This is a genomic window from Tardiphaga sp. OK246 (assembly GCF_900188215.1).
Lineage (GTDB): Bacteria > Pseudomonadota > Alphaproteobacteria > Rhizobiales > Xanthobacteraceae > Tardiphaga > Tardiphaga robiniae.
Map to the genome: position 1 here is coordinate 359,758 of NZ_FZOX01000001.1, position 22,427 is coordinate 382,184.

Annotated in this window: 19 protein-coding genes; 7 read left to right on the forward strand and 12 right to left on the reverse strand. The window is 62.1% G+C overall.

Translation table 11 applies throughout. The features are described from left to right. Window positions 1-48: 48 nt before the first annotated feature. The gene (locus tag CHC01_RS01760; protein WP_089261919.1) at window positions 49-1,122 is read right to left on the reverse strand and encodes a tartrate dehydrogenase; all 1,074 of its coding nucleotides are present in this window, start codon (window positions 1,120-1,122) and stop codon (window positions 49-51) included. A 135-nt stretch (window positions 1,123-1,257) separates the two neighbouring features. Between CHC01_RS01760 and CHC01_RS01765 the strand changes: the two genes are divergently transcribed. Then, a complete protein-coding gene (locus CHC01_RS01765) occupies window positions 1,258-2,163 on the forward strand; it encodes a LysR family transcriptional regulator (RefSeq protein ID WP_089261920.1) in 906 nt (301 codons plus the stop codon). Between the two features lie 136 nt (window positions 2,164-2,299). Continuing rightward, window positions 2,300-3,106: a DUF2076 domain-containing protein gene (locus tag CHC01_RS01770; RefSeq protein ID WP_089263599.1), complete on the forward strand. Its 807-nt coding sequence runs from the start codon at window positions 2,300-2,302 to the stop codon at window positions 3,104-3,106. Window positions 3,107-3,362: 256 nt separating this feature from the next. Here CHC01_RS01770 and CHC01_RS01775 read toward each other — a convergent pair whose 3' ends face one another. Further along, on the reverse strand, window positions 3,363-4,154 hold the full coding sequence (locus tag CHC01_RS01775; RefSeq protein WP_089261922.1) for a L,D-transpeptidase: 792 nt from the start codon (window positions 4,152-4,154) through the stop codon (window positions 3,363-3,365). 296 nt (window positions 4,155-4,450) lie between these two features. Between CHC01_RS01775 and CHC01_RS01780 the strand changes: the two genes are divergently transcribed. Then, on the forward strand, window positions 4,451-5,224 hold the full coding sequence (locus CHC01_RS01780; RefSeq protein WP_089261924.1) for a protein phosphatase CheZ: 774 nt from the start codon (window positions 4,451-4,453) through the stop codon (window positions 5,222-5,224). 29 nt (window positions 5,225-5,253) lie between these two features. Here CHC01_RS01780 and CHC01_RS01785 read toward each other — a convergent pair whose 3' ends face one another. Together CHC01_RS01785 and CHC01_RS01790 are read right to left on the reverse strand one after the other, a co-directional pair. Next, window positions 5,254-6,462 carry an MFS transporter gene (locus CHC01_RS01785; RefSeq protein WP_089261926.1) on the reverse strand — a complete coding sequence of 403 codons (1,209 nt, stop codon included), beginning with the start codon at window positions 6,460-6,462 and terminating at the stop codon, window positions 5,254-5,256. Window positions 6,463-6,509: 47 nt separating this feature from the next. Continuing rightward, window positions 6,510-7,037, reverse strand: coding sequence for a hypothetical protein (locus CHC01_RS01790; RefSeq protein ID WP_068733601.1), 528 nt, complete (start codon window positions 7,035-7,037; stop codon window positions 6,510-6,512). 311 nt (window positions 7,038-7,348) lie between these two features. On the opposite strand from CHC01_RS01790, the gene CHC01_RS01795 reads away from it, so the two are divergent. The 3 genes from CHC01_RS01795 to CHC01_RS01805 all read left to right on the forward strand — a co-directional run bounded on the left by CHC01_RS01795 (window position 7,349) and on the right by CHC01_RS01805 (window position 10,857). Beyond that, complete coding sequence (locus CHC01_RS01795) at window positions 7,349-7,645, forward strand: co-chaperone GroES (protein ID WP_089261928.1); 297 nt, start codon at window positions 7,349-7,351, stop codon at window positions 7,643-7,645. Window positions 7,646-7,800: 155 nt separating this feature from the next. Next, window positions 7,801-9,447 carry a chaperonin GroEL gene (groL, locus tag CHC01_RS01800; protein WP_089261930.1) on the forward strand — a complete coding sequence of 549 codons (1,647 nt, stop codon included), beginning with the start codon at window positions 7,801-7,803 and terminating at the stop codon, window positions 9,445-9,447. 201 nt (window positions 9,448-9,648) lie between these two features. Beyond that, window positions 9,649-10,857, forward strand: coding sequence for a hypothetical protein (locus tag CHC01_RS01805; protein ID WP_089261932.1), 1,209 nt, complete (start codon window positions 9,649-9,651; stop codon window positions 10,855-10,857). Between the two features lie 135 nt (window positions 10,858-10,992). On the opposite strand, the gene CHC01_RS01810 is transcribed toward CHC01_RS01805, so the two are convergent. Beyond that, a complete protein-coding gene (locus CHC01_RS01810) occupies window positions 10,993-11,388 on the reverse strand; it encodes an META domain-containing protein (RefSeq protein WP_176454513.1) in 396 nt (131 codons plus the stop codon). 168 nt (window positions 11,389-11,556) lie between these two features. After that, window positions 11,557-13,224 carry an L-lactate permease gene (locus CHC01_RS01815; RefSeq protein ID WP_089261934.1) on the reverse strand — a complete coding sequence of 556 codons (1,668 nt, stop codon included), beginning with the start codon at window positions 13,222-13,224 and terminating at the stop codon, window positions 11,557-11,559. A gap of 277 nt (window positions 13,225-13,501) precedes the next feature. Between CHC01_RS01815 and CHC01_RS01820 the strand changes: the two genes are divergently transcribed. After that, on the forward strand, window positions 13,502-15,247 hold the full coding sequence (locus CHC01_RS01820; RefSeq protein WP_089261935.1) for an ABC transporter ATP-binding protein/permease: 1,746 nt from the start codon (window positions 13,502-13,504) through the stop codon (window positions 15,245-15,247). Window positions 15,248-15,265: 18 nt separating this feature from the next. Here the strand turns inward: CHC01_RS01820 and CHC01_RS01825 are convergent, their stop codons facing one another. The 6 genes from CHC01_RS01825 to CHC01_RS01850 all read right to left on the reverse strand — a co-directional run bounded on the left by CHC01_RS01825 (window position 15,266) and on the right by CHC01_RS01850 (window position 22,259). Next, a complete protein-coding gene (locus CHC01_RS01825) occupies window positions 15,266-15,778 on the reverse strand; it encodes an HPP family protein (protein WP_089261937.1) in 513 nt (170 codons plus the stop codon). Between the two features lie 68 nt (window positions 15,779-15,846). After that, window positions 15,847-16,833 carry a TorF family putative porin gene (locus CHC01_RS01830; RefSeq protein WP_089261939.1) on the reverse strand — a complete coding sequence of 329 codons (987 nt, stop codon included), beginning with the start codon at window positions 16,831-16,833 and terminating at the stop codon, window positions 15,847-15,849. A 465-nt stretch (window positions 16,834-17,298) separates the two neighbouring features. Further along, window positions 17,299-17,892: a hypothetical protein gene (locus CHC01_RS01835; RefSeq protein WP_089261941.1), complete on the reverse strand. Its 594-nt coding sequence runs from the start codon at window positions 17,890-17,892 to the stop codon at window positions 17,299-17,301. A gap of 100 nt (window positions 17,893-17,992) precedes the next feature. Further along, window positions 17,993-19,306 (reverse strand): glycolate oxidase subunit GlcF, encoded by a 1,314-nt coding sequence (gene glcF / locus CHC01_RS01840; protein ID WP_089261943.1) that lies wholly within the window; start codon window positions 19,304-19,306, stop codon window positions 17,993-17,995. A 12-nt stretch (window positions 19,307-19,318) separates the two neighbouring features. Continuing rightward, window positions 19,319-20,557 carry an FAD-binding protein gene (locus CHC01_RS01845; protein ID WP_089261945.1) on the reverse strand — a complete coding sequence of 413 codons (1,239 nt, stop codon included), beginning with the start codon at window positions 20,555-20,557 and terminating at the stop codon, window positions 19,319-19,321. 208 nt (window positions 20,558-20,765) lie between these two features. Continuing rightward, the gene (locus CHC01_RS01850) at window positions 20,766-22,259 is read right to left on the reverse strand and encodes an FAD-linked oxidase C-terminal domain-containing protein (protein ID WP_089261947.1); all 1,494 of its coding nucleotides are present in this window, start codon (window positions 22,257-22,259) and stop codon (window positions 20,766-20,768) included. Window positions 22,260-22,427 lie beyond the last annotated feature (168 nt).

Sequence of the window (22,427 nt, forward strand, 5' to 3'; positions counted from 1 at the left end):
TTATTGAAATCGAACGCCCCGGTGAGACCGGGGCGTTCGGAAATCGCGTCAGACGTTCGAACTATGGATCGCGTCTACCACGGCGTCGGTCACTTCTTTCGTCGTGGCCTTGCCGCCGACATCGGGCGTGATAATGCCGGCTTCGCAGACCTTTTCCACCGCACGCATCAACCGCGCCGATGCATCCGGCTCACCAAGATGATCGAGCATCTGCGCAGCGGTCCAGAAACTGGCGACAGGATTGGCGATGCCCTTGCCGGTGATGTCGAAGGCCGAGCCGTGGATCGGCTCGAACATTGAGGGAAAACGGCGCTCCGGATCGATATTCGCCGTCGGCGCGACGCCGAGGCTGCCGGCCAGTGCGCCGGCGAGGTCGGAGAGAATGTCGGCGTGAAGATTGGTGGCGACGATGGTGTCGAGGCTCTGCGGCTTCAGCGTCATACGCACGGTCATGGCGTCGACCAGCATCTTGTCCCAGGTGACGTCAGGGAAGTCCTTCGACACTTCGTCAGCGATCTCGTCCCACATCACCATGCCGTGGCGCTGCGCGTTCGACTTGGTGACCACGGTGAGCAGCTTGCGCGGACGTGACTGCGCGAGCTTGAACGCGTAGCGCATGATCCTGACCACGCCGACCCGGGTGAACACCGAGACTTCGGTACCGACTTCCTCCGGCAGCCCGCGATGCACGCGGCCGCCGCAGCCGGCATATTCGCCTTCGGAATTCTCGCGCACGATCACCCAGTCGAGATCGCCAGTTTCGACACCGCGCAGTGGCGAGGTGATGCCGGGCAGGATCTTGGTCGGGCGCACATTGGCGTATTGGTCGAAGCCTTGGCAGATCGGCAGCCGCAGGCCCCACAGCGTGATGTGATCGGGCACATCGGGCGCCCCCACCGCACCGAAATAGATCGCGTCGAACTTCTTCAGCTTCGGCAGGCCATCGGCCGGCATCATCACGCCGTGCTTGCGGTAATAGGCCGAGCCCCAGTCGAACGTCTCGACATTGAAAGTCACGTCGCCGATGCGCTTTTGCAGCGCTTCCAGCACGCGTGTACCGGCGGCGATGACTTCGGGTCCGATCCCGTCGGCCGGGATGGCCGCGATGGAATATTCGCGCATGGTGAGGTCTCTGCTGGGTTGAACTGGCTCTCCCCACCCTGCAGGCGGGCAGCGCCCGGCTCAATCGAGGTTGTTTATATAAATAAATGATATAATGACTTCCGAGGCGGCCGAAGGGCGCCATCGGGAGGCTTGATGGATCTGCACCAGTTGCGCTGTTTCGTAACGGCGGCGGACGAACTGCATTTCGGCCGCGCGGCGCAGCGGCTCGAGATGATGCCGTCGGCACTCGGCCGCTACATCCGCCTCCTTGAGGACGATCTCGGCACACGCCTGCTGACGCGCACGACGCGCAGCGTCGCCCTCACCGATGACGGCGTCGAGTTTCTGAAACAGGCACGCGACCTGCTCGCCCGCGCGGATCAGATCGCGTCGTCCTTCCGCGCACGCGTGCGTGCCCGTGCGGCCACGATCCGGGTCGGCGCAATCGACAGCGCCGCCGCCGGGCTTCTGCCGGCGCTGCTTCACGATCTTCGCGAACGCGCCCCTGACCTTGCCATCAAGCTGGATGAGGACAAGACGATCCGGCTGCTGCCGCGCCTGCTGTCGGGCCGGCTCGATCTCGCTTTTGTCCGGCCGCCCGAGAGTGCCGACAAGCGGCTGGAATTCATGTTTCTGTTTCACGAGACAGCCGTCGTGGCTGTCTCCGAGCGCCATCCGCTGGCATCGCGCACGCATCTGACGATTGCAGACATCGCCGACGAGCCGCTGATCGTGCCGGAGCGGCGGTCACGGCCGCATAGTCACGACCTGACGATGAAGCTGTTTGCGGAAGATGAACTGCAGGCCAATGTGGTTCAGATCGCCGACGAGAAGCAGACCATCGTCAATCTCGTTGCCGCCGAGATCGGGCTGGCGATCGTGCCGCGCTGGACGTCTCGCATGCCCGCGCGCGGCGTTCGCTATGTGCCGCTGGGCATGTCGGCCATGAACCGGCTGCCACTCGCCGCAGCCTGGGTCAGAGGGACCCGCGATCCGGCACGGGATCAGATTCTCGACATGCTGAAGGCCAATCTGGCGCGCTACGCGCAGGAAGCATGACAAGAGGAAGCACGACAAGGCCTGCCGGTCGTTTTGTCGCATAACTAAATTTAATCCAGGCGGCACTTATTGCGACACAAAGCGTCACTACATCTCCAGCGCGCAAAGCAAGCGCGCTTTGAAGACAGAGGACGCCATGACACCGCAAGAACGCCAACTGGTTGATGATCTCTTTGACCGGCTCAGCAAGGTCGAAGGCGCGCCACGCGATCCAGACGCGCTCGACGCCATTGCGCAGGGCCAGCGCCGCGCACCCAATGCGGTCTATGCGCTGGTGCAGACCGTATTGCTGCAGGACGAAGCGCTGAAGCGCGCCCATGAGCGCATCCAGCAACTGGAAGGCAACGGCGCCCCCGAACAGGCTGCTCAGGGCGGTTTCCTCGATTCGATGCGGGATGCCCTGTTCGGTCAGGGCCAGAGCCCGAACCAACCGCGTGGCTCCGTGCCGAGCGTTCGCCCGCCCGAGCCGAGCCGTCCTGCCTGGAACACCGGGCAGGTCATCGGCCAGCCACAACCGCAGGGTGGCTATGGTCAGGGTGGATACGGCCAGGGTCCGGGACCAGGCCAGTTCGGCCAGCAACAACCGCAAGCTGGTGGTGGCGGTTCGTTCCTGGGTACAGCGGCTGCGGCAGCAGCCGGCGTGGTCGGCGGGTCACTCTTGCTCGGCAGCATCCGTTCGATGATGGGCGGCAGCCATCAGCAAGGTTTCGGTGACGCCGCCAATGCCAGCGAGAGCAAGAGCCCATGGAGCTCCGGTTCGGATTCCTCCGGCGGCAACCTCGGCAATCAGGCCGGCGTCAATGATATCGGTTCGTCCAGCGGCTCCCGCGCCGGATCCTTCGATCAGGCGCAGGCCGATGCCGATCAGGACCAGGATCAAGACCAGGACGACGGTGATTACGACGCCATGGACATGGATTCCGACGACAGCGATTTGGCATAATTGTCGGGCGACGCAGCCTTAACCTCTCCCCGTTTTTTACGGGGAGAGGTCGGCCGGCGAAGCCGGACGGGTGAGGGGCATCGCGCGATATGAGCCTCGGTCGCTCAACTATCGGATCGGATTTTAGCAGCAAAAGATGGCCGGCCGCGTAACGGTGGGATTCGACAGTCCCTTCGTGATGAGAGCGCATGCCCCGCCCCTCACCCGGCGCTGCGCGCCGACCTCTCCCCGCACAGCGGGGAGAGGTTAAGTAAGATCAGATCACGACGACCCGGGCGCCGACGCCGACGCGGCCATAGAGATCGATGACGTCCTCGTTGCGCATGCGGATGCAGCCTGAGGAAACGTTGGTGCCGATCGTCCATGGCTCGTTGGAGCCGTGAATACGATACAGGGTCGAACCGAGATACATCGCGCGCGCGCCGAGCGGATTCTCCGGACCGCCTTCCATGTAACGCGGCAGGTCAGGACGGCGCGCCAGCATTTCCTTCGGCGGCGTCCACGACGGCCATTCCTTCTTCGCGGTGATCGTCTTTACGCCGGACCAGGTGAAGCCCGGCCGGCCGACGCCGATGCCATAGCGCATCGCCTTGCCGCCACCTTGTACCAGGAACAGGAACTTGTTCGGCGTATCGACAACGATGGTTCCGGCGCTTTCGCTGCCCTGATACTCGACCAGCTGCGGCTGATACTTGGGATCGAGCGCGGGGCGTGCGGCATCTGCCGTCTCTTCCTGCTGATAGACGCGCTGTTGCGGATCCATCGGCGGCAGCAGCGAACGCCGCTGCTCGTAAGAGTAGTCCGGCTGTTGCTGATAACGCTGGCCCTGCTGCGCCGGACCATCGCTGAACAGAAACTCGATGAAGCCGCCGCCCATGCGCGAGCGTTCGGCATAGGCCGTGCGCTGCATCGGGCGCTGCGGCTGCTGCGCATAGACCACCGGAGGCTCGGCGAATTGCGCCGCGGCTTCCACCGCAAGCGTCTGATGCGATCCAGCTGCGATGAAAGATGCGCTGGCAAGAAGCGTGAGAGAGAACTTTTTGAACATCGACGTACTCTGCACTGTTTCGTCGTGCGCGTTCTCACCTGAGAAGCGCTTTGCACACTCCGACTTAAGGTTAAAATCGCCTCGGTTTGGTAAACACAATCGCCGTTTGGATTCACCACGTCGTCAAACGGCGCAGTTCTATTTGGTAGCGTTTATTTTGAATGAACGCGAAAGCCCCATGGTTAACTAACAGTTTGCGCAGCGATTATCGGTGATAGGTGCGATGTTCCCGCGTGAACTTCACGTTAAACTCATGGGTATACGAACGGGGGATTGATTGAACGTTGGGGGACCTGATGTCTGTTCGTCGCAAGCGATTTCGCATTGAAGAAGTTTTCGGTACCGCGCCTATGCCCAATGAAGTGGTGGGCAGCAGCGAGCCTATGCCGATGCATCGCGAAATCATGGCTGAGCTCCGCGCGATCCGCGCGCAGATGGGAGCGCCGGCCCGTAACGCCGTGACAGATCAGGTCGGCGCCGCCGCCGATCAGCAGGTTGCGGAAGCGCAGGCGCTGCTGGCAACCTATCGCGCTCAGATCGAGCAGTGCGAAAAGCTCAAGATCGAACTCGATCTGATCCACGACGCCATTACCCGCACCAAGATGGAAATCGCAGTTCTTCACGGCAAGAGCTTCGAAGGCGACGAAATGGCGAAGGTCAACGGTGAACTTGGCGCCGTCGTCGGCGGCACCGAAGAAGCCACGCAGCAGATTCTCGCCGCAGCCGAAGCCATCGATAATGCATCGACAGCGCTCGGCAAGGTGACCTCACCCGATCAGCAGAAGCAGATGCTGGAAGAGATCGGCGATAACGTCGTCGCGATCTTCGAAGCCTGTAACTTCCAGGACCTCACCGGCCAGCGCATCAGCAAGGTGATGACCACGATGAAGTTCATCGAAAACCGCATTACTGCGATGATGGACATCTGGGGTGGCGTCGATGAGATCAAGGCGCATGCGCCGGCCAAGGTCGACGACCGTAGCGAAGACGACAAGCTGCTGAATGGTCCGAAACTGGACGGCGACGTCGGCCATGCTTCGCAGGACGATATCGACGCGCTGTTCGGCTAAGATAATTTTCGACCACAGTTAGAGATCGTTTAACGCCGGGCAGCAATGCCCGGCGTTTTTATCATCACGAAACAGAGCAGCACCGCGAGTGCCAGCACGGTCCCAAGCAGCAGCACCATGCGGTCGGACAGCGTCTCGACTGCGGAAGCCACCACGAATGGCGCGAAGGCCTGCACGAACAAAGCCGGCCGCGCGATGCGGCCGATGACGCGGCCATATCCGACCGGACCGAACATCAGAAGCGGCAGCGCACCGCGCGCGATGGTCATGACGCCATTGGCCGCGCCGAAGCCGATAGCGAACAAGGCCGCCAGCGGAAACGAAATTCCCGCAAAGGCCAGCATCGCGAAGGCCGACACCACCAGCACCACCGCCCCGCGCGCGATCCACAGCGGATGGGTGCGCCCCGCCAGCATGAAGTCTGCCAGCCGCGATGCCACTTGCGCCGGTCCGAACATCGCACCGATGGTCACCGCCGTTGCAGCACTGAGCCCGCCGCGCTCCAGCAGCGCCAGCAGGTTCGAGGTCACGCCCGACAGAATGAAGCTGTAAAGCGAAAAAGCCGCCGCCAGCAGGATGAACGGCCAGCCTTCCGGGCGCTGGGTTGCCTGTTGGGGGACGACAACGGCATCCGCCACGGGCAGCGGCACGACGGCGACGTGGCGCGGCAATGCAAAAGCATGAAGCGGCGCAACGACAAAGGCGAAGATTGCTGCGAAGGTCAGATACGTCCCGCGCCAGCCGACAGCCTCAAGCAGAAGATGGGTCGCCGGCCAGCCGACCGTCGAGGCGAAGCCGCCTGCAAAGGTCACGAAGGTGATCTGCCGCCGCGCCGAGGCACCGAAGATGCGCGTCAGCGTGGCGAAGGCGGGATCGTAGAGCGACGCCGACATTGCAGCGCCGAGCAACAGCCAGCAGGCCAGATAGGTCGCGGGATGATCGGCGACTGAAAATAGAGCGAGACCCAAGGCACCGGCCAACGCGCCCGATGCCATGACGACATTGCCGCCGTGGCGGTCGATCAATCCACCAACCACCGGCGACAGCAGTCCCGATACGATCAGCCCCAGCGAAAAGCCCGCCATGCCGAAGGCCAGCGACCAGCCATGCGCCGCCGTGACATGTGGCATGGTCAGCACCGGTGGATAGATCAGGATGCCCCAGGTCAGGATCTGGGTGAATGCCAGCACAAGGACCGCGCGGCCCGGTCCGAAAACAAGGTCGCGCAATCGGTGCATGGGCTCACGTCTTCAAGGGAGTGGCGGGATCCGCCTTACGCCTCAGGTCAGGCCTTGGGTGCGCAACGGACATAGACCATGTTGCCGTAGCGAACCGCAGCGTCCTTGTCGATGAAGCGTGTGACGAGAATCCGACCGTCGAAGGAGACGATCTCGCGATCCTTCTCACCACCGGCGGGACCGGGCGGGCCGATATAGTTCTTGCCGCTCGGCGAGCCCTTGAGGCGCAGTTCCTGCGGCGTCGCCTCGTCGGCAAGATGCATGATGACCCCGCCGGTGGCGCCCTGGCCGATGATATAGGGCTGCTTGCACTGGCCGCGCGCGGCATTCTCTGTGCGAACGCGATCGTTGGGATTCATGTAGGACGCCAGACCCCAGCGGCCGACGAGTTCTTCCGAGCGGATCGAGGCTGGCAGTTCCGGCGCCGGCGGGGGCTCCGGCGGCGGTGTCGGCTGCGAGTTCCCAAAGCTGAACCCGCCCAATCCACCAGACGTGCCGCACCCGCCCAATGACAGCGCCAAAGTTGAAACGATCGCCAGATGGGCAACCGTGCGGGCGTAGCGTGACCTGATCATATTATCCCCTAGAGCAAATTCCCCGGCTGCCCGTCCCGGCAGCCAAGCGCAAAACACCTGACGGCGCAATGAGGTCGGCAGAATTACGCCGACTCTCCATTATGGTTTCCAGATCATCCTATATTGGCCTCACCAAGGCCTTAAGGCCTCGCTTGACTCAAAAAGCGTCTGGCCATATTTCCCGGACGCTCAATTAGCACTCCCGGAGCGCGATTGCTAAGGGAATGAGCCGGCCGCCTTGAGCGTTCCGGCTGGATTCCCGCCCGCCTCCGAGATGGCAACGAAATCGCAAACCCTAAAGGGACACTCCCATGGCCAAGACCAAATTCCGCCCGCTGCACGACCGCGTCGTCGTCAAGCGCATCGTCGCCGACGAGAAGACCAAGGGCGGCATCATCATCCCGGACAGCGCCAAGGAAAAGCCGTCTGAAGGCGAAGTCGTCGGCGTCGGCCCCGGTGGCCGCGACGAAGCCGGCAAGCTGATCCCGATCGACATCAAGGTCGGCGACAAGGTTCTGTTCGGCAAGTGGTCGGGCACCGAGATCAAACTCGACGGCGAAGAACTCCTCATCATGAAGGAGTCGGACATCATGGGCGTGATCGCCTAAGCGACTCGCTTCAGCCTCCCCACACGCCGTCGTCACCGGGCTTGTCCCGGTGATCCACGTCTAGGCCGCAAGCTCGGCAAGGCGTGGATGGCCGGGTCAAGCCCGGCCATGACAGCGTTTTAGTTTCAAATTCCCATCACTTGGAGCACCATCACATGGCAGCCAAAGACGTTAAATTCTCCGGAGACGCGCGCGATCGCATGCTGCGCGGCGTCGACATTCTCGCCAACGCCGTCAAGGTCACGCTCGGTCCGAAGGGCCGCAATGTCGTGATCGAGAAGTCGTTCGGCGCTCCGCGTATCACCAAGGACGGCGTCACCGTCGCCAAGGAGATCGAGCTCGAGGACAAGTTCGAGAACATGGGCGCGCAGATGCTGCGCGAAGTCGCCTCGAAGACCAACGACACCGCAGGCGACGGCACCACCACCGCCACCGTGCTGGCCCAGGCCATCGTCCGTGAAGGCGCCAAGTCGGTTGCTGCCGGCATGAACCCGATGGACCTCAAGCGCGGCATCGATATCGCCGTCGCCGCCGTCATCAAGGACATCACCAAGCGCGCCAAGCCGGTTGCGTCTTCGGCCGAAGTCGCCCAGGTCGGTACCATCTCCGCCAACGGCGACGCTGCCATCGGCAAGATGATCGCTCAGGCAATGCAGAAGGTCGGCAACGAAGGCGTCATCACGGTTGAAGAGAACAAGTCGCTCGAGACCGAAGTCGACATCGTCGAGGGCATGAAGTTCGATCGCGGCTATCTGTCGCCCTACTTCGTCACCAATGCCGAGAAGATGACCGCCGAGCTCGAGGACGTGTACGTCCTGCTCGTCGAGAAGAAGATCTCCAGCCTGCAGGCCATGCTGCCGGTGCTCGAAGCCGTGGTGCAGTCGGGCAAGCCGCTCCTGATCATTGCTGAAGACGTCGAAGGCGAAGCCCTCGCCACCCTCGTCGTCAACCGCCTGCGCGGCGGCCTCAAGGTTGCTGCCGTCAAGGCACCGGGCTTCGGCGATCGCCGCAAGGCGATGCTGGAAGACCTTGCAATCCTGACCGGCGGTCAGCTCGTCTCGGAAGATCTCGGCATGAAGCTGGAAAGCGTCACGCTCGCCATGCTCGGCCGCGCCAAGAAGGTCGTGATCGACAAGGAAAACACCACCGTCGTCAACGGCGCTGGCAAGAAGCCGGCGATCGAGGCCCGCGTCAATCAGATCAAGGCACAGATCGAGGAAACCACCTCGGACTATGATCGTGAGAAGCTGCAGGAGCGTCTGGCCAAGCTGGCTGGCGGCGTTGCCGTCATCCGCGTCGGCGGCGCGACCGAAGTCGAAGTGAAGGAAAAGAAGGATCGCGTGGATGACGCGCTGAACGCGACCCGCGCGGCCGTTCAGGAAGGCATCGTCCCCGGTGGCGGCACTGCGCTGCTGCGTGCCAAGAAGGCCGTCGGCCGTCTCACCAACGAGAACGCCGATGTGCAGGCCGGTATCAACATCGTGCTGAAGGCGCTGGAAGCTCCAATCCGCCAGATCGCCGAAAACGCCGGCGTTGAAGGTTCGATCGTGGTCGGCAAGATCCTGGACGAGAAGTCCGAGACCTTCGGCTTCGACGCGCAGACCGAAACCTATGTCGACATGGTCGCCAAGGGCATCATCGATCCGGCCAAGGTGGTGCGTACTGCACTGCAGGACGCGGCCTCGGTGGCCGGGCTGCTGGTCACCACCGAAGCCATGGTCGCCGAACTGCCGAAGGAAGCTGCACCGGCGATGCCGGGCGGTGGCGGCGGTATGGGTGGCATGGGCGGAATGGGCTTCTAAGCCCTGCTTTCACGCTCAACTGCATTGTGATCGAAGGCCGCCTCCGGGCGGCCTTCTTTTTTGCCTGCCACGCATCGTGCTTGCGACTTATGGCCTTTCGCCTTGGTCGCGGTTCTGATTCAATCCCGTGATTAATCTCGCATGGGCGGAATCAGATAAATCCGCCCGGAGACACGTCGATAACGTCCAGGGACTTTTGAAATGCGCGCGCTTCATCTTTGTCTGCTCGGCCTTACGGTCACCGCCTCGGTTGGGACCGTCCACCACGCTTTCGCGCAGGTGAAAGCCGCGCCGAAGAGCCAGCCGGCAGGCCCCGAGACGCGCTATTTCACCTCGATCGACGGCGTCATGAACGGCAATGCCGACGTGATCCTCCGGGAGACGCGGCAGGGCAAGGCCGTCACGGCCGCGACGCTTGATGTCTGCTATCCCGCCGAGAAGGGCAGCGACCGCAAGGATCGCTTCGTCGCCAATCTCACGGTCAGCGGTTCGACGTTGACCGGCGCAACGCAGACCCAGGTCGACAAGCTGCCGGTGACCATCAAGCTGAACCGCCGGCCGACGGGAGACACATTCGAATTCAAGGGACAGATCTCGGTCGGTCAGACCAACAACAACGTGACCTCCTCGGACAATTCCGATCAGAGCGAGAAGGAATTCCAGGACAATCAGTCCACCGACGACAATATCGCGCCCGCGCCGAAGGATTTCACCGAAGTGTCACCCGAAGCGATCGCGGTGAAGATCAAGCTCGAAGCCGCACTCGATTTCGTCCGCACGCTGCGCGGGCAGAATGTCGAAGTCGCGTTGAACAGTCTGACCGTGTCGTGCGATGCGCTCCGCGCCGGCGAGCAGGTCATCAGCCTCGCCATCGATCCGGAACGCGCTGCGGCTTTCGTCGCCAAAACCAAGACCTATCCCGGCGTCGTCAATGTCGGCTGGACCACGGGCGCTATCGACATGGATCGTACCGTACGCTTTGCGGCCACCGACTGGCGCGATGGCGACAAGATCAATCGCGACAAGGTTGCTACGGCGCTGGCGAATGTGCTCGCCAGGACCATGTCGGGCAAACCTGCGGCCAGCTCATGGGATGATGAGACCGGAAAGCTCAAGCTGACCTTCAAGCGCCCGAGTCAGGTTCTGCCCGCGCTCGAATTGACGGAGACGGTCGAGGTCAACGCGATCATCGCTCCCGACAAGCCCGGCACGACGGATAAGCTGATCCTTTGGGTCAGCACGCCGTCAGTAACGACCGCGGATGAGAACTCGGGTGCGAAGCTGGCTCTCGCGGATTCGCCGACGGCCGATGAAGAGAGCGATCCGCGCGACGACAACGGCGCGGTTGCAGCTGTCGCGGCGGAGTTCAAGGCACAGCGTTGGGATGCAGATAATTCGAACTGGAAGTGAGTGACAGCATTCTGCTCAGCCGTCGTTAGCAATGCCGAAGCGTAGGATGGGTAGAGCGCCTTCGCGAAACCCATCAACCAAAATCGTCGAAAGCGATGGGTTTCGCTGCGCTCTACCCATCCTACGCGAGCCGCTCTAGTTCGTATTCAGCCGAAACCGCAGCGACTTCGGCCCGACGAACGTCACTGCATCACCGCGCCGCTGCCAGTTGGTGGCCCCGCCGAGATCGGCGATCAACTGATCGTCCATCGCGGCCTGTGCGTCCGAGCAACTGCGGCTCTCCATCGCGCCGGCGACGAAGACGACGGTGTTGCCAGCGACCGAGAACTGCCCCTTGCCGCCCTTGCACCACAACTCCACCCGCGCCTCGCCGGCCTCGCCGATTTCCAGATTGGGAATCCGCTTCGAGCCGGGCTGACGCTGTGCATCCAGAGTCATTTCCATGCCGAATGGAAACTCTTCGGCGGCATGCGCAGGGACGACAATCAGAAACGCCGCACCGGCAATAGCGGCCCGCAGCAAAGTGGTCATGGCAGTCATAAGAATTCTCGGCGTGATCGTGGATGGCGACAATGGCCGCGGTTCTACGCGCGGCCGCGATGGTTGACCAGAACCGTCGGGAAACAATATGGCGCGACAACGAAAAATCCCCGCGGCCTTGCAGCCGCGGGGATTCGTCATTGGTTCGTTGCGTGCACCCTACGGCGCCAGGACCATCAACGTGAACGGATAGACATAGGCCTGTAGCATCACGAACAGGCCGACCATGCAGGCCAGCACGATCGAGTGCCAGAACACGAAGCGCAGGATCGTGCCCTCATGCCCGAACCAGTTGGTTGCGGTGGAGGCCACAACGATCGATTGCGCGTCGATCATCTTGCCCATCACGCCGCCGGACGAGTTCGCCGCGCTCATAAGGATCGGCGACAGACCGAGCTGTTCGGACGTGATCCTCTGCAGGTTGCCAAACAGCACGTTCGATGCGGTATCCGAACCGGTGAGCGCCACGCCGAGCCAGCCAAGCAGTGTGCCGAAGAACGGGTACAGCACGCCGGTGGCAGCGAAGGCCAGACCGAGCGTCGCGTCGACACCCGACAGACGCGTGAGCGTGCCGATGGCCAGCATCGCCGAGATGGTGATCAGCGAGTAGGCACAGATCTTGATGGTGCGGCCATATTCCACAATCATCTTCGCAGGCGAAAAGCCCATGATGAAGCCGGAGATGATCGCAGCCAGCAACATGCCGCTGCCGGTATAGGAAACGTAAGTGAACGCGAACACCGCGCCTTCCGGCGTCGGCTTGGCGGCCACCGGCGGCACCTTGTTGATCATGTTGTGCAGTTCAGGCACTGGAAAATTCCAGGAGAAGATCGGGTTGACGATCCCCTTGAACCAGTTGGTGCCCCAGACCAGCAGGATGACGCAGAGGATGATCCATGGCGTCAGCGCGCTCCAGACCTGAGCCGAGGTCAGCTTCTCCGTGCTCATCGGTTTCACCGGCGGCACGGTCGACGCGGAATCGTCGTGCTGGCGCAGCGCAGCCGAGGTCCAGATCGTCTTGGGCTGCCAGACCTTCAGGAACAGGATCAACGCGCCCATCGAGATCAGCGAGGCGCCGATGTCGACGATCCACGGATTGATGAAGTTCGAGATCACGAATTGCGGGATCGCGAAGGAGAGCGCGGTAACGAGGATGGCAGGCCAGACTTCCTTCATGCCCTTCCAGCCGGCAAAGGCCCAGACCACCCAGAACGGGACGATCATGGAGAAGATCGGCAACTGCCGGCCGACCATCGCGCCCAGGATGAAGGGGTCGAAGCCGGTGACGGTGGCGAGGCCCTGGATCGGCGTGCCGAGTGCGCCATAGGCAACAGGCGCAGTATTGGCGATCAGAGACAGGCCGGACGCAGCCAGCGGCGAGAAGCCGAGACCGATCAGCACGGCGCCGGTGACGGCGACCGGCGTACCGAACCCCGACGCGCCTTCGAAGAACGCGCCGAACGAAAACGCGATCAGCAGGATCTGCAGGCGGCGGTCATTAGTGACGCCGCCGATGGCGCGTTGCAGTACCTCGAAGCGGCCGCTATCGACCGTGAGGCGATACATGAAGATGACGTTGAGAACGATCCAGCCGATCGGGAAGAAGCCGGTGACGACGCCGAGCGCCGATGCGCGAAGCGACATATTGGCGGGCATCGTGAATGCGTAGATCGCCACAAGATTGGCGAGCACCAGCGCAATGATCGCAGCGATATGTGCCTTGACCTTGTTGGTGGCGATCAGCACCAGCAGGACGACCACCGGTATCGCGGCCACAAGCGTCGAGATCGTCGAGCTATTGAATGGATTGTAGACCTGATTCCACATGGCCGTTTTCCCCCTTTATATTATTGCAGCGGCGCGATCGTTATCGATCGGCAAATTGCTGATTGTTCACTTGCGAGGGCATCCACGATCGGTCAAAGCCGATAGCGCCCATAGGCTACGCGAATGCGAGGCCCCCATGCCTCGCTTTTCGTCATGCTAGGGTGAATCACAGTTTCGCGACAAGGTGCCGCAGGCCATCAAACCAGCTACTTTAGTCTAAACGCTGGAATTCATTTTTGATCTTAAGGGCTTAGAGCCCTCCTCCCGGAGACGACCTGTGAATAACATCCGCTCCACGCTCGCGACCGTCTGGCGGATCGCGGTTCCTTATTTTCGTTCCGAGGACAAATGGGCGGGACTCGGCCTCCTCACGGCGGTGATCGCCATCGAGCTGGCGGTGGTTGGTCTCAGCGTTTTGTTCAATCGCTGGAACAACACCTTCTACAACGCACTGCAGGACAGAAACCTCGACGTCTTCACCTATCAGCTCGCTTACTTCAGCGTGCTTGCCGCGATCAACATCGCACTCAAGGTCTATCAGCTCTACCTCAACCAGTGGCTCCAGATCCGCTGGCGGCGCTGGATGACCGAGCGCTATCTCGGCAACTGGCTCGCCGACGCCAACCACTATCGCATGCAGCTGCAGGGCGACGCTGCCGACAACCCGGATCAGCGCATCGCCGAAGACGTGAAGCTGTTCGTGGAGAAGACGCTCGACATCGGCATCGGCCTGTTGAGTTCGGTCGTCACGCTGTTCTCCTTCGTGATCATCCTGTGGGGCCTGTCCGACGCGGCGCCGCTGCATGTGTTCGGTCGGGATATCCCGATCCCCGGCTATCTCGTCTGGGGCGCGCTCGTCTATGCCGTGATCGGCACCGCGCTGACGCACTATATCGGCGCGCCATTGATGGCACTGAATTTCCAGCAGCAGCGCTATGAAGCGGACTTCCGCTTCAATCTGGTGCGTGCGCGCGAAAATGCCGAGCAAATCGCTCTCCTGCGCGGCGAGCCGGTCGAGCGCCAGCGACTCTCGACCCGCTTCCAGCTGGTCGTCGGCAACTGGATCGACATCATGCGCCGCACCAAGAAGCTGACATCCTTCACGGTCAGCTATCAGCAGATCGCGATCATCCTGCCTTTTGTTCTCGTCGCGCCAGCCTATTTCGCGGAAAAGGTCCAGCTTGGCGTCGTGATGCAGACCACGGATGCATTCGGCACCGTGCAGGGTGCGCTTTCATTCTTCGTCACGGCCTATCGCACGCTGGCGGAATGGCAGTCTGGCGTGATGCGCCTCGATGGCTTCGAACACGCCATCGCCAATGCGCAAGCGCAGACGACAAAGGCCGGTATCGTTCACGTCGCAGAGACCGGCAGCAGCGACATCGCACTGACCGGCCTCACGCTCGCACTTCCCAACGGCGCCGCCATGGTTGAAACACCAAGCTTCAGCTTCCACCGCGGCGAACGCACGTTATTTACCGGCCCATCGGGCGCCGGAAAATCCACGCTATTCCGTGCCATCGCCGGCATCTGGCCGTTCGGCAAAGGCAAGATCTCAATTCCTGCGGATGCGGGGATCATGATGCTGCCGCAGCGGCCGTACTTCCCGGTCGGCACGCTGCAGGAGGCGGTGGCCTATCCCGCGGGCACCGACGCATTCAGCCCACGCGAGATCGCCGATGCCGTCAGGTCCGTGGGTCTGCCCGCGCTGGCGACCCGGCTTGACGAAGATGGTCACTGGAATCGCATGCTGTCGCTCGGTGAACAGCAGCGCCTCGGCGTTGCCCGCGCGCTGCTGCAAAAGCCGCAATACCTCTTCCTTGACGAGGCTACTGCGTCGCTCGACGAGCCCTCGGAAGAAGCACTTTATCGGCTGCTGGAAGACAAGCTGCCTGGCACGACCATCGTTTCGATCGGCCACCGCAACACGCTCGATGACTTGCATCAGCGCAAGGTGTCGCTAACGCGGTCCGGCGATCACTTCGCGCTGGGAGATGCAAAGGCCAGGACGGAAACTGCCTGAGGCGTGACACGCCCCCCGCTAAAGCCAGTGCCGCGGCCAGTCGCGGCCTGCCGCATAGCGATGCCAGACAAACGTGAAACTCGCGAGCAGCAGCGCGCCGACCAGCACCGGCGCGAGCAGGAACGTCCACGGTAGGGCGTGAGACACGACCAGCAGCGGGTTGATCCCGGCGGGCGGGTGGAATGTGCCGGTGACATACATCGCCAGCACAGCGAGGCCGACTGCCATGGCGGCGGCCCAGGCATGGGGGCCGGTCAGCTTGAGCACCGCGAGCCCTACCAGCGTCGCGACGATGTGTCCGCCTACCAGCGCGCGCGGCTGCGCCGGCTCGGCTTCGGGTGAGCCGATCACGAGGACGATCGAGGTCGCAAAGGGGATGATGACCAGCGGATAATGCGCAACGGCCGAGAAGAACTCCATCACACCGATGGCAATCCCGGCCCCCAGCCCGGCAACGGCACCAGCCAGCGCATTGCGATGATTGTTGCGACGGATCGTCTTCGCTGCGCGCCGCAACCAGTCCCGATTCATGGAGCTCTATCCCAAAAGAAAAGGGGCGGCAGATTGCTCTGCCGCCCCTTCGATCTCAGTCGAAGTTCTTACTTCAGGTTGGTCATCGCGGTCAGGTCAGCCGACAGCTTGACGATGCCGGTGGCGCCGCACCAGCTCGAGCCAGCGCCCGACGGGTTGATCGCGGTGAAGTTGGTGCCGGCGGCAGGAGCCGTGAAGTCCGAAGTGAAGGCGTTGCAATCACCCTTGGACAGGTTGGTGTCCGAGTAGCGCAGGTCAAGCGTGAAGACCTTGTAGGTGAAGCCGATGCCGATGTTCCAGGTGTTGTAGTCGGCGTACTTGATGCCGTTCGGGAAGGCGACGGTACCGTAGAAGGAATCCGAAGTGCCGAGCCACTGGCGACCGAACTCGCCCGAAACGTAGGAGCCGATGCCGGTCGAACCGAACCAGGTCGACGGCGCGATCACCTTACCGGTGATCGAAGCATAGGTACCTTCGGCGCCGGTGTTCAGGAAGTTCGGCGAGTAGAACGCGTTGCCGCCCAGCGAGAAGTAGTCGTTGAAGGTGTAGTTGAGCTTGGCATAGCCTTCGTAGAAGCTTGCGTTCTTCTTGGCGACGCTGCCGTTGGGCAGCGCGACAGCGGAGAGATCGCCACCGCAGAAGGCGGGGGTGTTGAAGCACTGACCGCCCGGATAGCCGTAATAGAAGAAGCCGAAGTCGAACGCTGCTGCGCCCCAGGTCGGGCGGATACCGAAGTAGCCATCGAGTTCCATCGACGCGCGGTTCGGGAAGGCGATGCTCTCACCGGAGACACCAGCGTAGATCTGGACGTCCTTGGTGATGTTGTAGCGCGGTTCGAAATAAGCTGCGACCGAACCCTTGTTGCCGTTCGACTGGGTGATACCGCGGAACACGTAGTTGCTCATGACGGCAGCGCCGAAAGCGATGTCCCAAGGATCGTAGGCCGCCACGATCGGCGGCGCCTTCTTGTACATCTTCGCGCCCAGATCGGCTGCGGAAGCCGAGCTCATCCCCATGGCGAGCACCGCAGCAGAGGCGACAACAATTTTCTTCATGACATTCCCCATCACTTTTGAAACCAGAGGCAGTTCCGTGTCTGAAAGACGGCGAGACCGCGAAATTCATCGACTGAACGCAACTTTGAGGCGCAAAGCCGCAGTGGTGAAGGAAAAAAAACGAGCAAGTGCCGCCTAAATAGGCGTTCTGACGTTTCCGTGAGAGGTTGTGGCGCGGTGTTGCAAAAGCACAACGTTTTTGGAGGGATTCCAGCCCGAAAATACCACCACGGGGAATTACCACTGACTGGGAATTGTGGATTGCCGTCCGTGGAGCGGTTAACAGCTGCCCGTCAGAGCCTCCGGGCCGACGATCACTCGAATCGCCTGCAAATTCAGGACACCCGGCATCGGTTGAAATACGCATGCGCGGCAGAGGCTGACCAAGCAAAAACCGCAGCGGCGAGCGCTGCGGTTTTCCGGAGTTTATTGGCGAGTCAGGAACGCGGACTTAATCCGGTTCGACTATCTGGTTTCGTCGTGATCGGGCGACGTATCGCCAGGAGATTCGATTGCCGTCGTCTCGCCTGAAGAATGCCCTTCGACCGGTGACGGATCAGGCTCCGGCGTCGCCCAGCTCGGTGTCTCAGCGATTGCCGGTGCGACCGGCTTGGGCTTGGGAGCACGGGGCTTGCGCGGCGGCTTCGGCGGCAGCGCGACCGGCGCTGGAGCTTCTGTTACAGCGGGCGCGGGCGCCGTGCTTGACAACAGCGTAGAAGGAACCTTCACGGACTTCTTGGCAGCTTTCTTCGGTGTTGCTTTCTTGGCGGCCTTTTTCGGCGCAGCCTTCTTCACTGCCTTCTTGGCGGGAGCTTTCTTCGGCGCCTTCTTGGCAGACTTCTTCGCGGCCTTCTTGACGGTCTTCTTGGTGGCTTTCTTGGCCGCCTTCTTCACCGTCTTCTTGGCTGATTTCTTCGCAGCCTTCTTGGCCGCTTTCTTCACAGCCTTCTTCGCGGATTTCTTGACTGACTTCTTGGAGGACTTCTTCGCGGGTTTCGCCGCCGTCAAAAGCTTCTTCTGCTTTTTCTTGTCCTTCTTCGACTTCTTGCCTTTAGCCATCGTGGTCCTCCTGTTGGCGCCGATCCAAAAGGGACCGGCGTTTCAAGTCTTCCGCGCCAGCGCGGGGCCAGTTTAACGCGGGGCCGTTGTCACAATTAGATCAGTTCAATCCTGGCCTGGGACCGCCTGTCGCCCAATCGAGTAGCTCAATCGTATGTACGACCGGGACTGACGTCCCTCCGGCGATCTGAACCATGCAGCCGATGTTGCCGGCAGCGATGATATCCGGCTTGACCATCGCGATGTTGGCGACCTTTCGATCGCGCAACCGGCTCGCAATATCAGGCTGGAGAATGTTGTACGTCCCCGCCGAACCGCAACACAAATGGCTCTCTGGGATATCTTTCACCACGAATCCATTCTTGGAAAGCAATTCTTTGGGAGCCTGTGTGATTTTCTGCCCATGCTGCAGCGAACACGCCGAGTGATAGGCGACGACAAGGTCGCTTTGTTTGTCAGGCTTCGGCAGATCCATGGCGCTGACATACTCGCTGATATCCTTGGCCAGCGCAGAGACCTTGGCGGCCGGCGCGGCAAACTCCGGATCCTCGCGCAGCATGTAGCCATAGTCCTTGATAACGGTTCCACAGCCGGACGCCGTGACCAGGATGGCGTCGAGACCGCCCCGGTCCGCCTCCCCGAGCCAGACGCCGATATTGGCCCTGGCCCGCGCCAGCGCATCCCCGTCGCGGCCGAGATGATGGGTCAGCGCACCGCAGCACTGTTCGTCCCGGACCAGCACGACCTCGACGCCATGGCGGGTCAAAAGGCTGATGGCGGCCTGGTTGATCCGCGGCGCCAGCACCTGCTGGGCGCAGCCCTGCAGGAGTGCGACCCGTCCACGACGAGCGCCGATGGCGGGAAAGACGCTGCCACCCAATGGACCGGCGGCGGGGAGCTGCTTCGGCGCCATCGTCAGCATCGCCTTCACGCGGCTAAGCAGGTTCGGGTTGGATTGCTTGCTGGTCGAGGGCAACAGCGCCGCCAGCGGCCGCGCCAGCCGGGCCATGGTCATGCTCAGGCGAAACAGGCCGGGACGCGGCAGCACCCAGGCCAGCACGTCACGCAGCAACCGCTCGGAGAGCGGCCGGGTGTAGTCCTTCTCGATCTTGACCCGCGCCTGATCGACCAGATGCATGTAGTTCACGCCGGACGGGCAGGTCGTCATGCAGGCGAGGCATGAGAGGCAACGATCGACATGCTTGACCACCTCCTGCGTCGGCTTCTGATCCTTTTCCAGCATCTCCTTGATCAGGTAGATGCGGCCGCGCGGACTATCGAGTTCGTCGCCGAGCAGCACATAGGTCGGACAGGTCGCCGTGCAGAATCCGCAATGCACGCATTTGCGCAGGATCTTGTCAGCCTCGGCAATATCCGGATCGGCCAGCTGGGTCGGGGTGAATTCGGTTTTCATGTCGCAAGTCTTTCAAGTACCAAGGCCACGCGACATCCGGCCGCGATTGAGAATGGTCTTCGGATCGAAACTGTGACGCACACGCTCGCCGAGCGCCGCGATGCCTTTGGGCTGCGGGTGAAACACATCGACGGCACGGCGCACATCTTCCGGCGCGCGGATCAGCGTCGCATGGCCACCGGCTGCATTGACCAGCTTGCGGAGTTGCGCTGCCTGCGCATCGGCCGATGGCGGTAGTGCCGCCCAGATCAACCCGCCGCCCCAGTCATAGATGACCTCGCCTTGCGAGCCCTTGGCGATAGCTTGGCCAAGCGCACCGCCGGATGCCGGCGGCGTCACGATGCGCCATACCGGCCACATCGCGCGGGGCCCGCTGGCTGCGAATGGCGTCACATCTCGGATACCCGCCCACAGTGCCGCGGACTGAGCGTCTTCAAGTATCTCGGCCACGCCGAATGACTTCAGCGTCGTACTCAGTGACACCGCGCGCTGCGACGCTGACGCGGTGATGCCTTCAAGGCGGATCAGCGTGACCGACTGGTCGGGCGACGCGATTTCGCCAAGCGTCCCCTGCGTGGTGCGTAACGCCGAGCCCGGCAGATGCGCGGCACCTGAGACATCGAAGGGCGACCCCAACGCCGCGGTCATCGCCTTGTTCGCTGCGATATCATCGAGCCCGCGCAGCACCAGGGTGCGTTCGCTCTCTGCCCGCGGCATGACCTTGAGGGTCACCTCCGTCATCACGGACAGCGTGCCCCACGCGCCGGCGAGCAGCTTGCAGACATCGTAGCCGGTGACATTCTTCACCACCCGGCCGCCGGCCTTGTAGCTGTCGCCGAAGCCGGAAACCGCATGCACGCCGAGCAAATGATCGCGCGCACCGCCGGCCTGAATGCGCCGTGGCCCGGCGAGCCCGGCCGAGATCATGCCGCCGATGGTGCCGATATCCGGCGTGCCCAGGAGCTGCGACGTGTTCATCGGCTCGAACGAAAACTGCTGATTCTTGGAATCGATCAGCGACAGCACGTCGGCCATCGGCGCGCCGGCCTGTACGGTGAGGATCAATTCGTTCGGCTCATAGGACGTCACCGCATTCAGCGCCGACAGATCGAGCACCGCATTGGTCGCAACCGGCTGGCCGACCATGCGCTTGCTGCCATGACCGATGACTTCCAGCGGCTGCTCGCTTGCAATTGCCGCGCGCACCGCCTGCTCGACGTCCTGAGCGTCGCGTACTTTCAAAATGTCCACGATAGATGCCCTACACGCTGTAGATTCCCTCCCCCCTTGCGGGGGAGGGTTAGGGAGGGGGGTAGCCACACACGCCGGAGCCCGGGGTTACCCCCCTCCCCGGCCCTCCCCCCTAGCGAAGCTTTGCTTCGCGCGGAGGGGGGAGGGAGCACTTTGTCCGCGCGTGCTGCAAAAGCAGATGGCACTACTAACTTCACAGTTCTCATCATCAAAACCGCGGCAGATCGGGAAACGCCAGCTTGCCGCCATGCACATGTACACGGCCAAGTTCGGCGCAGCGATGCAGCGTCGGAAACACCTTGCCGGGATTGAGCAGACCCTGCGAGTCGAAGGCGCATTTGATACGCTGCTGCTGATTGAGATCGACCTCGCTGAACATCTCCGGCATCAGATCGCGCTTCTCGATGCCGACGCCGTGCTCGCCGGTCAGCACGCCGCCGACCTCGACGCACAGCCTCAGAATATCTGCGCCGAAGTCTTCCGCGAGCTGCAACTCGCCGGGCTTGTTCGCATCGTACAGGATCAACGGATGCAGATTGCCATCGCCCGCGTGAAACACGTTGGCGACGCCAAGACCGTATTTGGCTGACATCTCCTTCATGCGGCGCAGCACCAGCGGCAAGGCCGCGCGAGGAATGGTGCCGTCCATGCAGAGATAATCCGGTGAGATACGACCGACGGCAGGGAAGGCCGCCTTGCGGCCGGACCAGAATAGCAGGCGTTCCTGCTCGGAGGTCGAGATCTGACACGTCGTGGAGCCGCAGCCGAGCGCGATCTTCTCGACGCGCTTGATGAGTTCGTCGACCTCGACACCGGGCCCATCGAGCTCGATGATGAGCAGCGCTTCGACGTCGAGCGGATAGCCCGCATGGACGAAGGCTTCGGCCGCATGGATCGCCGGCTTGTCCATCATCTCCATGCCGCCGGGGATGATGCCGGCGCTGATGACATCGGCAACGCATTGGCCGGCCTGCTCGACCTCGGCAAAGCCGATCATCAACGCACGCGCCGTTTCCGGCTTCTGGAGGATGCGCACGGTGATTTCGGTGATGACACCCAGCAGACCTTCGGAGCCGGTGATGATCCCCATCAGGTCGTAGCCCGATGTCTCTGCGGTCTTGCCGCCAACGCGAATGACTTCGCCCGACATCAATACAATCTCGCAGCCGAGCAGATTGTTCGTGGTCATGCCGTATTTGAGGCTGTGCACGCCGCCGGAATTCTCCGCGACATTGCCACCGATCGAACAGGCGATCTGAGACGACGGATCCGGCGCGTAGTAAAAGCCGGCATGCGCTACCGCCTGGCTGATGGCGAGATTGGTGACGCCGGGCTCGACGACGACGGCGCGGTTGTCGAAATCGATCTCGCGCACGCGCTTGAACTTGCCGAGACCAAGCAGTACCGCGTCGGCCAACGGCAGCGCGCCACCGGACAGCGACGTGCCCGAACCGCGCGGCACCACCTTGATGCCGTTCTCGTGACAATATTTCAGAACTTTGGAGACCTGTTCGGTCGTATCGGGCAACACGACGACCATCGGCGGCTGGCGATAGGCCATCAGCCCATCCGATTCATAGGGCAGCATTTCCGCAGCGCTTGAGATCACGCCCTCGCCCGGCACCAGCTTGTGCAGCGCAGCGACAATGGCCTCGCGCCTTGCGAGGACAGCCTGATCCGCCGCCGGCATCATGATGGTCATTGAACGCGCACTCCCGAAGATCGCAGCGATCACTCGGCTGCTTTGCCATGAATCAACCACGTCCGTGTGGCTTTGGGTAGCTTACCAAAGCATGACGCGTCGCATGGTGCCGGAACGCGCGGCAGCCGCCATCGCACTTGTGGACTACTCGGAGCGTGTGCAACAAAC